At 69.6% G+C, this 13,539-nt stretch carries 14 protein-coding genes, 1 tRNA gene and 1 other RNA gene; 1 reads left to right on the forward strand and 15 read right to left on the reverse strand.

Annotated elements, in window-relative coordinates; all coding sequences use genetic code 11:
• Window positions 1-83: 83 nt before the first annotated feature.
• The 7 genes from BJ964_RS08660 to ffs form a co-directional block, all read right to left on the reverse strand.
• Window positions 84-1,838: an ABC transporter substrate-binding protein gene (locus BJ964_RS08660; RefSeq protein ID WP_188120195.1), complete on the reverse strand. Its 1,755-nt coding sequence runs from the start codon at window positions 1,836-1,838 to the stop codon at window positions 84-86.
• A 75-nt stretch (window positions 1,839-1,913) separates the two neighbouring features.
• Entirely contained in the window at window positions 1,914-2,909 is a 996-nt protein-coding gene (locus BJ964_RS08665) for an ABC transporter permease (RefSeq protein WP_188120196.1), read from the reverse strand.
• A 392-nt stretch (window positions 2,910-3,301) separates the two neighbouring features.
• Window positions 3,302-3,895, reverse strand: coding sequence for a recombination mediator RecR (recR, locus tag BJ964_RS08670; protein ID WP_188120197.1), 594 nt, complete (start codon window positions 3,893-3,895; stop codon window positions 3,302-3,304).
• Between the two features lie 3 nt (window positions 3,896-3,898).
• Window positions 3,899-4,198, reverse strand: a complete 300-nt coding sequence (locus BJ964_RS08675) for a YbaB/EbfC family nucleoid-associated protein (RefSeq protein ID WP_223150040.1) — start codon at window positions 4,196-4,198, stop codon at window positions 3,899-3,901.
• Window positions 4,199-4,259: 61 nt separating this feature from the next.
• Complete coding sequence (locus BJ964_RS08680; RefSeq protein ID WP_188120199.1) at window positions 4,260-4,451, reverse strand: hypothetical protein; 192 nt, start codon at window positions 4,449-4,451, stop codon at window positions 4,260-4,262.
• Between the two features lie 86 nt (window positions 4,452-4,537).
• Window positions 4,538-7,825: a DNA polymerase III subunit gamma and tau gene (locus tag BJ964_RS08685; protein ID WP_188120200.1), complete on the reverse strand. Its 3,288-nt coding sequence runs from the start codon at window positions 7,823-7,825 to the stop codon at window positions 4,538-4,540.
• Between the two features lie 83 nt (window positions 7,826-7,908).
• Window positions 7,909-8,005, reverse strand: an RNA gene (gene ffs / locus BJ964_RS08690) — signal recognition particle sRNA small type.
• An 83-nt stretch (window positions 8,006-8,088) separates the two neighbouring features.
• On the opposite strand from ffs, the gene BJ964_RS08695 reads away from it, so the two are divergent.
• Window positions 8,089-8,173: transfer RNA gene (locus BJ964_RS08695), tRNA-Ser, on the forward strand.
• A gap of 74 nt (window positions 8,174-8,247) precedes the next feature.
• On the opposite strand, the gene BJ964_RS08700 is transcribed toward BJ964_RS08695, so the two are convergent.
• From BJ964_RS08700 to BJ964_RS08735, 8 genes are all read right to left on the reverse strand, one after another.
• Window positions 8,248-9,567, reverse strand: a complete 1,320-nt coding sequence (locus BJ964_RS08700; RefSeq protein ID WP_188120201.1) for a tyrosine-type recombinase/integrase — start codon at window positions 9,565-9,567, stop codon at window positions 8,248-8,250.
• Window positions 9,568-9,580: 13 nt separating this feature from the next.
• On the reverse strand, window positions 9,581-9,793 hold the full coding sequence (locus BJ964_RS08705; protein WP_188120202.1) for a helix-turn-helix domain-containing protein: 213 nt from the start codon (window positions 9,791-9,793) through the stop codon (window positions 9,581-9,583).
• 326 nt (window positions 9,794-10,119) lie between these two features.
• Window positions 10,120-11,346: a DUF3631 domain-containing protein gene (locus tag BJ964_RS08710; RefSeq protein ID WP_188120203.1), complete on the reverse strand. Its 1,227-nt coding sequence runs from the start codon at window positions 11,344-11,346 to the stop codon at window positions 10,120-10,122.
• 31 nt (window positions 11,347-11,377) lie between these two features.
• On the reverse strand, window positions 11,378-12,259 hold the full coding sequence (locus BJ964_RS08715; RefSeq protein WP_188126859.1) for a bifunctional DNA primase/polymerase: 882 nt from the start codon (window positions 12,257-12,259) through the stop codon (window positions 11,378-11,380).
• Between the two features lie 170 nt (window positions 12,260-12,429).
• Complete coding sequence (locus tag BJ964_RS08720; RefSeq protein WP_188120204.1) at window positions 12,430-12,729, reverse strand: hypothetical protein; 300 nt, start codon at window positions 12,727-12,729, stop codon at window positions 12,430-12,432.
• 3 nt (window positions 12,730-12,732) lie between these two features.
• Window positions 12,733-12,927 carry a hypothetical protein gene (locus BJ964_RS08725; RefSeq protein ID WP_188120205.1) on the reverse strand — a complete coding sequence of 65 codons (195 nt, stop codon included), beginning with the start codon at window positions 12,925-12,927 and terminating at the stop codon, window positions 12,733-12,735.
• Window positions 12,924-13,265 (reverse strand): hypothetical protein, encoded by a 342-nt coding sequence (locus tag BJ964_RS08730; RefSeq protein ID WP_188120206.1) that lies wholly within the window; start codon window positions 13,263-13,265, stop codon window positions 12,924-12,926. The genes BJ964_RS08725 and BJ964_RS08730 overlap by 4 nt, the downstream gene beginning before the upstream one ends.
• Window positions 13,262-13,534 carry a hypothetical protein gene (locus BJ964_RS08735; protein WP_188120207.1) on the reverse strand — a complete coding sequence of 91 codons (273 nt, stop codon included), beginning with the start codon at window positions 13,532-13,534 and terminating at the stop codon, window positions 13,262-13,264. The genes BJ964_RS08730 and BJ964_RS08735 overlap by 4 nt, the downstream gene beginning before the upstream one ends.
• Window positions 13,535-13,539 lie beyond the last annotated feature (5 nt).

The raw sequence follows: 13,539 nt of genomic DNA on the forward strand, positions 1-13,539 counted from the left end.
GAGGACGGCCGGCCCGGGGTCTCCGGGCCGGCCGCCTGCTGCCTTCACCTACCTATCGAGGTGTAGTGCGAGTCGGGAACGGGTTACGCGACACCCAGCGACAGGTAGTCGTACATGTTGTACGCGTCGCTGACGAAGACGTTGGTGAGCGTCTTCGGGCGGATGAGCAGGCTCTTCGCGGTGACGCCGGGAAGAATGACAGCCTCTTCCATGACGCGCTTGTCGATCTGGGCCCAGTAGGCGTCACGCTTCGCGGCGTCGGTCTCCGAGGAGGCCTTGTCCAGGAGGCCGTCGACCTCGGGGATCCGGACGCTGGTGTTGGACGAGCCACCGGTCTCCCGGATGACCCGGCTGTCCACGATCTGCGACAGGAAGCCGAAGCCGTCGTTCCAGTCCGCGCCCCAGCCGTTCAGGTTCAGGCCGAGCTTGTTGTTCTTCACGTACGGCGGGTTGCCGGCGTACTGGGAGAAGTAGTCACCCTGCGGGAACGGCTTCAGCGTGAGCTTGATGCCGACCCGGGCGAGCGACTGCTGCAGCGCCTCGGCGGTCGCCTTCTCCTTCGGGCGCTCGGCCCGGTACGCGATGTTGGTCTCGAAGCCGTTCGGCTGGCCACACGCCTTCAGGTGCTCCTTGGCCTTCTCCACGTCACCGGTGCCGTCGGCCGACGGGTACAGGTCGAACTTCTCGTAACCCGGGATCATCGGGGGCAGGATCGTCCCGGTGATGTCGCCGCCGGCGAGCGGGCCGCCGTACGCGGTCTGGTAGCCGACCTTGTCCGCGGCGTACTCGACGGCCTTACGGCAGTCGACGTTGTCCAGCGGGGCCACCGTCGGGTTGATCGAGGTGTACCAGAGCCGGGCCAGCGTCGGGTTGTCGGTGCTCGCCTTCAGGGTCGGGTCGCCGACCACGCGGCCGAGGGTCGCCGGCTGCACGCCGGTGCCCACCACGTCGACGTCCAGGTCGCCGGAGAGCAGCCGGTTGTCGATGTCGTCCGCGTTGACGTTCAGCTGAACGTCGTACGCGTCCGGGAGCGCCTTGCGGTTCGGGTCGGTCGCCGCGTCCCACTTGTCGTTACGGACCAGCTTGAAGCTCTTGCCGAGCTCGTTGGTCTCGAACTTGTACGGGCCCGTGGAGACCACGTGCTCCTTGTACTTGGCGCCGGTGTCCTTGGCCTCCGGAACCGGAACCGTCTGCGGCAGCGCGGCGAAGTAGTCGAAACCACCGAACGCCTGCTTCAGGTGGAAGACGATCGTCTGGTCGTCCGGCGTGGTGATCGCCGAGTCGGTGTTGACGCCCTTGGACTTGTACGGGCCCTTGTAGCCCTCCGGCAGGTTGAGGAAGCCCTCGAAGTACGCCGGACCGTTCGGGAACGTCTCCTTGTCGATGGAGCGCAGCACCGCGTACTTCACGTCCTTCGACGTGACCTCGGTGCCGTCCTCGAACTTGATGCCCTTACGGATCTTGTACGTCCAGGTCTTGCCGCCGTCGCTCGGCGTGCCCAGGCCCTCGGCCAGGTCGGGGGTGACCGAGTTGCCCTCGGCGCCCGGAACCGGCTTGAACATGAGCAGGCCACGGCCGTACAGGCGGAGGAAGTTCCACGAGTAGCCGTAGTAGGTCTCGCCCGGGTCGAGGGTGTCCCAGTCGCCGGAGTTCGCCAGGCGGATGGTGCCGCCCTTCTTCTCCGACGGGTTGAAGACCTGGGTCAGAGCCGCGTTGAACTCCGGCTTGGCGCCGCCGGAGCTGTCCGAGCCCTTGTCATCATTCCCACCGCACGCGGCGGCGGAGAAGGTAAGCGCAAGCGCGGCCGCACCGGCCACCAGCGCTCTGGATTTCCGCATCACTTGTAGCAACCTCCCTGGTGGAACGGTTCGGGTCCGAACCGCACGGCTGGTGGGAATGCGATCGGCGCCATGTCAGCGCCGCCCCTTGGGATCGAGCGCGTCACGCAGGCCGTCGCCGAAGAGGTTGAAGGCGAGCACGGTGATGAAGATCGCCATACCCGGGAAGAACATGAAGTGCCAGACCGTGTAGAATGTGGCGGCCTGCGAGAGCATGCCACCCCAGCTCGCCGTGGGCGGACGGATACCGACACCGAGGAACGAGAGCGCGGCCTCGAAGAGGATGTTCGTCGGGATCAGCAGCGTCGCGTAGATCAGGATGGGCGCCACCAGGTTCGGCAGCATCTCCTTGAAGATCACGTACGGGCCGCGGGCGCCGAGGCTCCGGGCCGCGTCGATGAACTCCCGCTCCCGCAGCGACAGCGTCTGACCGCGGACGATCCGGCCGATGTACGGCCAGCTGAAGAACCCGATGATGAAGATCAGCAGGGAGATCCGCAGCGAGTCGCCGGAGAGCCCGAACGCCTCGTCCGGGATGACACCGGCCAGCGCGATCGAGAAGACCAGCAGCGGGAACGCCAGGAACACGTCCATCGCGCGGCTGATCAGCGAGTCCACCCAGCCACCGAAGTAGCCGGCCACCACACCCATGGTGGCGCCGATGGCCACCGACAGCAGCGTCGCCAGGAAGGCGATCAGCAGCGAGATCCGCGCGCCGTAGACGACCCGGCTGAAGATGTCCCGGCCGTTCTGCGGCTCCACGCCGAACAGGTGCTCACCGCTGATGCCGGTGCCACCCTTCGGGACGAGGGTGCTGGTATCGATCAAGTTCTGGTGGAATTGGTTCGGCGGGTGGCCGAAGGCGTCCACGATCCACGGCGCCAGGACGGCCACCAGGATCAGGAAGATGACGACCGATCCACCGGCCATCGCGACGCGGTCCCGCTTGAGGCGGTTCCACGCGATGCGCCCGAGTGAGCGCCCTTCGACGGCCTTACCGGGAACGGCCCCCTCAGCGGGGTCCGGAACCACCGGAAGCTGGTCCGAGACCGTGCCGGGTCCAACGACCATGTGAAGTGTCCGGTCCTCTCCCGGCCGACCGAACGGCAGGAGTCCACAGCCACCGGGCACGGGCACACGGGGCCCTGACCGATGACGATGGCCCACGCAGCGAACGGCAACCGATCGGTTAACGCATGCCTCGAGTGCCGACCCCCGTCGCACCGACCCAGATCAGACCGACGCCACGAAGGCACTCGACGGCGGGTGTTGCCGCCATCGAGAGGAACATTCACCTAGCGCGGTACCTCGGGTCAAGTTCACCGACCGCACACGGACGGTTCCGTGTCTCCACCGTGATATTGCTGTGACCTAGATCCCGAACAAACGGAAAGTACCCCTGGAAGGCGTCAATCCAGGTGATACCTGGACATCGCGTTACTCCGCCGTTACAAGTGGTTAATTCAGATCGCGCGTCGCCCTTCAAATGCACGACCGAGAGTGATCTCATCGGCGTACTCCAGATCCCCGCCGACCGGCAGGCCGCTCGCCAAACGGGTCACCGCGATCCCCATCGGCTTCACCAACAAAGCCAGATAGGTCGCTGTCGCTTCACCCTCCGTATTCGGATCGGTGGCCAGAATCAGCTCCCGCACCTCCCCCGTCCCGAGGCGGAGAAGCAGTTCGCGGATGCGCAGATTGTCCGGCCCGACCCCCTCGAGCGGATTGATCGCCCCACCGAGCACGTGATAGCGGCCCCGGAACTCACCGGTCCGCTCGATCGCCACGATGTCCTTCGGCTCCTCCACCACACACAGCACCTCATTGGTACGGCGGGTGTCCCGGCAGACGCGGCACTGCTCCGACTCGGCCACGTTGAAGCAGGTGGTGCAGAAGCGGACCAGCTCCTTCACCTTGCGCAGCGCGGTGGCCAGCCGGTTCACATCGGCCGGATCCGCGGAGAGGACATAGAACGCGATGCGCTGCGCCGACTTCGGGCCCACGCCCGGCAGTCGGCCCAGTTCATCGATCAGATCCTGGATGGCGCCTTCGTACACGGATCAGAACCCCGGCAGGGAGAAGCCGCCGGTGGCCGGGCCCATCTTCGACTCGGCCAGCTCGCGCTGCGCCTCAGCCGCGTTGTGGATCGCCGCGAGCACCAGGTCCTCCAGCGTCTCCACGTCCTCCGGGTCCACGACCTTCGCATCGATCTTCACCGACTTGAACTCACCGAGACCGGTGACCACCACGGTGACCAGACCGCCGCCCGCGGTGCCGGTCAGCTCCGCCGCCGCCAGCTCGGCCTGCGCCTGCGCGACCTGCTCCTGCATCTTCTGCGCCTGCTTCATGATCTGCTGCATGTTCGGCTGTGCACCGGGGCGCATGGCACCGCTCCTCAATTAGTGATTCCGTAGTCAACCGTCAATACCGCACGGCGGTCGACGTTACCGCCGTCAGCGTAACCGCCACCCTCTTCATGCCCGGGACGATGCCGCCGGACACCCCGGACCACCGGCCCTTCATGCCCGGGACGAAGCCGCCGGACACCCCGGACCACCGGCCCTTCATGCCCGGGACGAAGCCGCCGGACACCCCGGACCACCGGCCCTTCATGCCCGGGACGAAGCCGCCGGACACCCCGGACCACCGGCCCTTCAGACCCGGGACGAAGCCGCCGGACACCTCGGGCCGGCGGCGACTCAGAGTTCGCCGATCTTCTCCGCGCCGAAGGCCGCGCGGAGCAGCTGCATCGCCTGCTCCTCGCCGCTCTGCCGGGCCGTCTTCTCGTCGATCACGTCGTCGAGCGGCTCATCGCCGGGATCGAACCCGGCGAAGCCCGCGCCCGACGGTGGCGGGCCGTCGTACTCCGGGTCGTAGGGCGCCTCCTCCGTCGGCGACCCGTCGGACCAGGCCGATCCACCGGCCGCGGGCCGCGCCGGCCCCGCGCCACGAGCGCCGGCCAGAACCGCCCGCGCGGCCGCGGGGCCACCACCAGAGGCATCTTTCCCGGTACGCGCGGCCGCGCGCGCCGCCTCCATGGCAGCCGACCGCGCGGGCGCCCCAGGACTCGCCGAACGTGCGGAAGCCGCCGGAGTCGCCGAACGTGCGGACGCCGCGGGGGTCGCCGAGACCGCCGCCCCGCCGAACGCCGAGCCGCCCCCGACCGCACCTCCCACCTGCCGCGCCGCTGCCCCCGTCTCGGAAGGCCCGGCTCCCGCCGCGGCCCGCGCCCCGGCGATCCCGGCCGGCGCACCAGAGGACCCGCCAGGTGTCCCAGACGACCCGCCAGCCAGTCCAGAGGACCCGCCAGGCAGTCCAGAGGGCGCGGTAGACGCCGCGGTGTACCCGCCGGACGTCCCGGAGAGCCCGGCAACTGCCGCAGGGTGCCCAGCGTCCCCCGCAGACGCCGAAGGATGCCCACCAGACCCAGGGGAGGCACCCGACTCGGCGGAAAGGCCTGCCGGCCCCGCGGAACGCCCCGTCGCGGCAGCGGCGCCCGCCGGCGTCCCGGACCCGGGCCCGGATCCACTTGCCGCCGGATTTCCTGGCCGCGCGGGTTCCGGCCACTCGGATGACGCGCTCGCAGAGGCCGGCGAGCCGGAACGGCCGGCGCCCGGCCGGACCGGCTCAGGCCAGGAATCATCGCCCGCCGCAGACCCGGCGCGCACCGAATCACCCGCACGCGATTCCCCGGAACGATCCACCGAAGCGGGCGGGCGCGCGGGCTCCGGCCAACCTCCATCGCCAGGATCCGAGGCGACCGGAGCCGGAGCAGGCGGGCGGACCGGCTCCGGCCAGTCGTCGCCGCCGGACGGGCCCGCAGAAGGGCGGCCGGCGGGTGCAGAAGGGCGGTCGGCAGGTGCAGACGGGCGGCCGGCGGGTGCGGGAGATCGGCCGTCCGGGTCGCCAGGAGTCTGAGGGCGGGCCGCCGGTCGGTCGTCGTCAGCGTCGGCGGACGGGCCACGCTGCGCCGGTCGGGACGGACGGGGCTCGGACCGGCCGGTGTTGCGTTCCGGGCCCGAGTTGCGCTCCGGAGCCGCCGTGTAGGCGCGGTTGGCGCCGCCGGACCGGTTGTTACCGGCCGTGCCGCGAGCCGGACCGGAACCGGGTGGGTCGCCGACCTCGCAGCGGACCTGCCAGCGACCGCCGAGAGCGTTGGCGAACTCGTCGGCCAGCAGATCGTTCAGGTTCCGCATCCGGGCGACCAGGCCCGCGGTAGGCGCCGTGATGACCACCTCGTGGCCGTCGACGCCGGCCAGTGCCACGCCGTGCGACTGTGCGGCGCTGACACGCTGGTTGTTCTGCCCGAGCTGTTCCCAGACGGCCCGCACGCGGTCGAAGCCGGAGACCTGGGGCGCGGGCGGCTCGTCGTCCCACGGGGGTTCTTCGCCGTATTCGTCCTCGACCGGACCGGCGGCCGCGGGGTGCGGTCGCCCGTCCGCGACACCGTTCCAGTCCGGCTCCGAGCCGGGCACATCGGCCTGCTGGACTTCGGGCGACGACGAGGACGGAGCGGCCGCTGACCCTTGAGCAGAGTCCGCGTGACCGCCGGCCGCCTGACCGGGAACCGTGACGGGCTGAGCGGGAACGGCTTGCGCAGCGGGGGCCGCCGGGGAGACCGGGCGGGCCACAGCCGGGCCCGTCCGGGACGAGGCTGCCCTGGCAGCGGCCATCGCGGCCGCCTTCGCGCCGCCACCGGCCGCGGCGCCCCGGGGCGCGTCGTCGGCGGGCGGGTGCCCACCGCCTACCCCATCGGAAGCGGACGGCCCGGCGGCGCCGATCGGAGCGGAAGCCGGGCCCGAGGCGGCGATGGAAGCGGACGGCGCGAGGGTGACGCCCCGCTCGAGCCGCTCCAGGCGCTGCAGCAGGGCCGACGACGACGCCTCCGCCCCCGGCAGCAGCATGCGCGCCGTGAGCAGCTCCAGCAGGAGCCGGGGCGCGGTCGTGCCGCGCATGTCGACCAGGCCGCTGTGCAGGATGTCGGCGCAGCGGGAGAGGGTGGCCGCACCCAGCCGGTCGGCCTGCCCGGCCATCGCCTCGAGCTGGTCGGCCGGGCCGTCGATCAGGCCCTTGGCGACCGCGTCCGGAACCTGCTGGAGGATGATCAGGTCACGGAGGCGTTCGAGCAGGTCGGAGGCGAACCGCCGGGGCTCGTGGCCGGCCTCGGCGACCCGGTCGATGGTGGCGTAGGCGGCGGCGCCGTCGCCGGTGGCCAGCGCGTCGCACATCTCGTCGATCAGGGTGGCGTCGGTGACGCCGAGGAGGGCGACGGCCCGGTGATAGGTGACGCCCTCCGGGCCGGAGCCGGCGATCAACTGGTCGAGGATCGACAGGCTGTCCCGGGCGCTGCCGCCGCCGGCCCGCACGACCAGCGGGAACACCGACGGCTCGACGGTGACGCCCTCGGCGTCGGTGAGCTGTTGAAGGTACGGCCGGAGCACCGCGGGCGGGATGAGCCGGAACGGGTAGTGGTGGGTCCGCGAGCGGATGGTGCCGAGGACCTTTTCCGGCTCGGTGGTGGCGAAGATGAACTTCACATACTCCGGGGGCTCTTCGACGAGCTTGAGCAGCGCGTTGAACCCGGCCGACGAGACCATGTGCGCCTCGTCGATCACGTAGATCTTGAAGCGGCTGTTGGCGGGCGCGAAGAACGCCTTCTCCCGGAGCTCCCGGGCGTCGTCGACACCACCGTGGCTGGCCGCGTCGATCTCGATGACATCGATCGATCCGCCGCCGTCGTTGGCCAGCGACCGGCAGGAGGTGCAGACGCCGCACGGCTCGGGGGTGGGACCCTGCTCACAGTTGAGCGAGCGGGCCAGGATGCGGGCGCTGGAGGTCTTGCCGCAACCCCGTGGGCCGGAGAAGAGATAGGCGTGGTTGAGCCGCCCGCTGCGCAACGCCTGCGACAGCGGCTCCGTGACGTGCTCCTGGCCGATGACCTCGGCGAAGGTGCGCGGACGGTACTTGCGATAGAGGGCGAGAGCCACTCCTGCCACCTCCTGAAGACCGCGTCATTCTCCGTCGAGGGTCTGACAAGAACAAACGGCGTGCCCCGGAAGAGGACCGGAAACGAAAGGACCCCCCGTGCACCCGTCAGAGCCCGCTTATCCTTGCTGCCTTCCGGCCCTGGGGAGGTTCACGAGATACACGCCGCACGAGGGGCTGATCGCAAGCCTACCCGGTGCACCGTGCGCCACCCAGACCCCCTCCCCGCGCGTACGGACCGGAGGACGTCTGTATTCTGGCGCACGGAGGATTCGCCTAGAGGCCTAGGGCGCACGCTTGGAAAGCGTGTTGGGTTAACACCCTCACGAGTTCGAATCTCGTATCCTCCGCCTGAGGAAAAGTACCGTGAGCAGGGGCGGGACCGAAAGGTCTCGCCCCTGCTTCGTCTCTGCGGTACATCCCTCTACCCGCGCCGTCTCAGTTTCCGTCTCAGTTGCGACCGGCTGACCCCCGCGACAGGCTCGGCGGCCGGCGCCTCCGCCGCCTTGACTGGCTGCCAGATCAGGCCGCCCACCCGGTCGGCGATGTTTGCGCGAACCGGGTCGCTCACGTGCTGGTAGCGAGCAGCCATGCCGGTCGTAGCCCAACCCATCACGTCCATCACGGCGCGTTCCTGGATGCCCAGCAGCATCAGGACAGTGGCGGCGGTGTGGCGGGCGTCATGGAGTCGGGCATCCCGAACGCACGCGTCCTTGAGTAGCTTCTTCCATTCGTGGTAGTCGGTATTCGGGTTGAGCGCGCGGCCGATCGGCGTAGTGAATACCCAGCCGCCATCCTCCCAGAGTTGGGCGGCTGTGCGCCTCTCTTTGTCTTGCGTATCCTTGTGTGCTCGAAGTAGCGTCACCACTTCGTCTGGAATTCCCATCACGCGGCGACCAGCGCGCGATTTCGTGTCGTCGGTATCTTTGTTGATTTGCTTGCGGCGCGGGCAATATCCCGATTTCTTGCCGCACGGATCGGTGCAACCGTGGGCGTATTTCGGTCGCAGGCGATTCTTTCGGACGCGGAGCGACTTCTTTTCCAGGTCGATGTTTTCCCATCGCAGTCCGAGCACTTCACCTTGACGTAGCCCGAGGGCAAGCGCGATTGCCCATCGAGTGCCATTCCGTGGTCGCTGCGCGGCTTGCGCAAGAATCCGTTGCACCTCCTCTACGGAATAGGGCTCGACCTCCTTTTCGCTCAAGCGCGGCGACTTGGCGAGAAGTACCGGGTTTTTGGTGAGATGCCCCCGGCGCTCCGCCTCATTCAAGGCCGTCCGCAGGGTACGGAATGCCTGGTGAGCGGTTCCGGCAGCACTACCGCCATCCTGCATCTTCCGCATCAACTTTTCGATGTGCTCGGGCGTGAGTTTCTCCAGTCGATGCGCTCCGATACCGGGGATCAGGTGCACCTTGACGGCGACCCGGTAGCCGTCCGCCGTGTTCGGCTTGACGTTCGGCGGACAGGCGATGTTCTCGATCCAGAACATGAGCCATTTGGCAACGGTCCAGAACGATCCGGCCTTCCGCACCTTGCCGGAGTCGCGTTGCCGCTCCAGCGCACGGACGGCCCGGATCACTTCGGTTTCCGTCTTCCGTTCAACGTGCCGACGGTCCGGCGTGCCGTCGTCCTTGACGCCCATGGTTACTCGCCCGTGCCATTTCCCATCGGCGCCCTGATAAATCGACGATTCGCCGTTGGGCCGACGCTTCGCCTCTCCATCGTCAGATCCGCGTTTCGCCATTCTGTTTCTCCTTTCAGGCGGCGGCCGGTAGTTGGGTGTTCTGCTGACGCAGGCGGTTGATGTACTCGGTAAGGCATTCAGCGGGGATGCGGCGGAGTCGGCCGATCTGAACGGACTCGATTTCGCCGCTGGAAACGAGCGCATAGGTGAGCGTGCGGCCGATGCCGAGCCGCTTCGCCGCTTGTTCGATGGTCAAGACGAGTGGAATGGCGTCCGTGTACTGCATGGCGTCTCCCCGTGGGTGCGCTGAGGGGTGCGTGCAGGGTGCCCACGGCGTTGTGGCCGGCCGATCGGACGCGATGGGCCTTCCGCCATGGGTTGCGTAGGGGGTGGCACGGAAGGCCGCACAGCGGCCCCCTGAGAGCGCCGTAGAGCCAAGATCTCGGGCGTCCGAGGGTTAGGCCATAGGCGTAGGTGCGGGTGCGGCTCTCAGAGGGTCGTTTCGGTGACCGGATCGACCGGGCGGCCGGTTGGGGGCGGTCAAGCCGTACCAGCCGTACCAGCCGTACCAGTGCAGGTCAGGGGCGGTACGGCTTGTCGGGGCGGTACGGCTCAAGCCGTACCAGTGGCGTCGGCCGACGGGGGCGGGGGCATCTCGTCGAGGGTGGCCTGGTACGGCTGGAGCCGTACCACGTTGTCGAGCCGTACCGCCTCTGAGCTGGGCGGGTACGGCTGGTACGGCTGGTACGGCTCTCCCTCCGGCTCGGGGCAGTAGCGCTGCCAGGCGTCGCCGAACACGGCGCGGCGGTAGCCCTTGGCCTGCCCGACCGGCTGAGGGAAGCGGATCGTGTCGGGCCGGATGTCGTACTCCCGAAGCAGCGTCCCGAGCCGCATCGGGGTGAGGCCGGTCCCGCCGTACTCCGACCACGGCGCTTCCGGGTCGGCCTTGAGCCGGTCGAGCAGCACGCCGGTCGGGATCGCCTCAGCGTCACCGAACGCGGCGCGGCAGTCGGTCAAGAGCCGGATGCGGTCGGACGTGACGGTGTTGCTGTCGCGCTCGGCGGTCAGCGACTCGGCCGCGTGCCGACCCCGATCGGGCCAGTCCCCGCCGGCCAGGTCGGCGACGGCGATTAGCGGTTCCCACGTGTCGGCCGCCCGGTCTTCCAGCGGCATGGTCGGCTCGGCGCGTTCGAGCACGTCGAGGCTGCCGCGTAGCCACTCGTTGAGGTCGTTGGCGAGTTGCCGCAGCGCGGGGCCGTCGCGGCGGTGCCGGTACGGCGAGACTGTCTCGCCCGGCGCGCGGCGCCGCATCCGGACCACGACGGCCCGGTCCTCGATGGTGTCGGGCATCTGGCCGATGCCGGCGAGCGCGGCCATGGCGAACGTGCCGATCTTCTCGACCCGGTTACGGGCGTTGTCCCACCGGATCGTGGGCCGATTGCGCTGGTGACCGGCGTTGAGCAGGCCACGCAACTCCTCGTTGGTCTCGGCCGCCTTGCCGCCGAAGATCGTGTCTGCCTCATCGACCAGCAGCGTCGGCGGGTCGTCCGAGCCGATCGACCGGTACACCGCCGCCGTGGACGCGTTGACGGTGATCAGCGGGTTGCAACAGGTCCCCTCGACCACGTCGAGCAGCCGGGACTTCCCGCATCGTTTCTCCGGGGCGCGGATTACCAGCCGGGGCGCGTGCGCCCATGCCTGTTGCGCGTGGGTGGCGGCGATCCACAACACGACAGCGTCGAGCGCTTCCGGCGAGGGAAGGACGACGTACTTCGTGAGTACGGCGTGCAGGCGGTCGAGGATCGCCGGTCCCTCGATCACCCGGTGGGGTTTGGTCATGATGGGTTCCTCTCGTTGAGCGGGTCGCCGGTCATGCCGCCGCCCTCAGCAGCGCGACGCCTTCGGCTCGGAAGCCGCCCACGATGGCAGCGCGGGTGTCGCGGTCGGTCTGTCCGGCCGCCCGTCCGGCCTGGTAGAGGGCGGCGTACGCGTCGTCGGCGGTGATCGCTCCGGCGGCGACCATGCGAGCCACGCCGCGCGTCGCGCCGTAGAGGGTGTTGCGGCGGGTGCCCTCGGGGGCGGCGGCGACCGCTTGCAGGTTGGCGGCGAGCAGCGCGGCAGGGTCCGAGATGCCCACCCCCCGGCCTAGCGGGGTCACCGTGCCGACGGGCGACACGGTGGGCGTCTCGACCGGCCGGGACAGCTCGACCAGCGCGCCGGGCATCTCGATCACCGCCCGGTCCCCGATCCGCCGGTACGGCTGACCGGTGGCCGGGTGGATCGACGGCGGCGCGACGACGTACCCGCCGTCAGCCTTGATGTCGACGCCGGGGTGATCACGGAGCTTGGCGGTCAGGATGCCGCCGGGGTGGCGGTAGTACAGGTGCCACCCGCCGGACCCGGTCCGCACGGCGCGGGTGGGCGGCATCAGGTCGCGGTCGATCGTGCCGCCGTTGCGCGGGTCGATGTCAATCACGCACAGGTCGCAGATCCGGCCGGTCCGGATCGCCAGCAGCCCGCCAGGTACCCGCTGGTGCATGGCGGCGATTCGGGCCGGGTCGCGGGTGGCGGCGTAGAAGCCGTGACAGGTCAGGTGACCGCACGACTCCGGATCGTGACCGGGGTCGATCTCGGCTTTCGGGCAGACAGCACAGTTGGCGACCGGCCGCTTGGACCGGCCGAGCAGAAAGACGGGGTAGCCCTCAGCGGCCAGCACCAGCGCGGCGGGCAGCGTCGGGACATAGTCGGGCATGGTCGACTCCCAACGGTTGATCACAGACGGCGCGTCCGCGCGGCCGACCAGCGCGGCCGGGGTGTGCGCGGGACAACGCGGTCCGGGCAGGTAGGGGCGGACATGGTCGGTGGCGAGGCAGTAGCGGCGCTCGCCACCGATCCAGTGGCCGCATATGGTGGCCGGGCTCATCAGGCGATTTCCAGATCGAAGAGGTCACCCGCCGGGGCCGGTCGACGGCGCGGTTCCGGCCGTACGGATTCGGCGACCGCGAGCCGGACGTAGACGCTGTGACGACCGGCGTCACCCGCGCCGTGCAGCCGCCGGCGCTCGGAGCGCCAGACCAGCCGCCCGGCGCTGTCGAGGGCGGTCAGCGCGGCGTCCAACTCGTCGTGCGTGCCGTTGAGCCAGATCTCCAGTCCGCTTAGCGGCGCGTCGTTGCGGAAGCTGGGCTGGTCCGGGCGTCCACTCGGACCGCGCGGGACAGCCATGATCTACCCGGCCGGGTTGGGCTGCTCGGGGTGCAGCAGCATGCCGTCACGCGGGCCGTACTCGCAGGCGAGGCAGGGGCAGCAGCAGTCGCAGTGCGCGCACTCCTCGCCCTCGTCGATCAGCTCAAACGTCTCGGCGTCATAGGTATTCGTGCACTCGCCGTGACAGTGCTCGTCTTCGGGCTGGTAGACGGTCATGCTGCGCTCCTTCGATCGAGGGCAGGCCGGATACGGCCGGCGAGAGCTTCGGGCCGGACGGCGTTGACTGCCCGGATCAGCCGATTGATCAGGTGCAGGGTGAGGCCGACCTGCCGGGCGGCGATGGGGTCACGGTGGTCGAGCCGCACGCGGATGGTGATCTCGGCGTAGTCGCGGTCACCGGCCCGCACGCGGGTCGTGACGGCTCGACCGCCGAGCGCGTCGGCGATGATCTCCGGCGAGCGGTGGGCGTCCAGGCCGCAGCGGTGATCGCGGGCGCACCAGTCGGTGTGTGGTGTCTCGGTGCGCTGGAGACGGGCCATGGTGCGGGCCTTCATCGGGTGCCCTTGTCGTGCAGCTCCCGCAGGCCGTTGATGATGCGGCGGCCGATGCGCAGTCGCCGGCCGTCGCCGCCGCAGCGGCGGCACAGGCCGAACGACTTACCGAACGGTGAGCGGCGCTTGCCGCTGCCGTGGCACTTGCGGCAGTTGCCGAACGGCCAGATCCAGCAGCCGAACGCGTAACAGAGAGTGGCGATCGCGGCGGCGAGGATCAGCGCGCCGATCATGGTGGTTTCCTGGGTTGCGGTCGCGGCGAGGGACGGCACGGTGA

The organism is Actinoplanes lobatus, assembly GCF_014205215.1.
In the GTDB taxonomy this organism is placed as follows: Bacteria; Actinomycetota; Actinomycetes; order Mycobacteriales; family Micromonosporaceae; genus Actinoplanes; species Actinoplanes lobatus.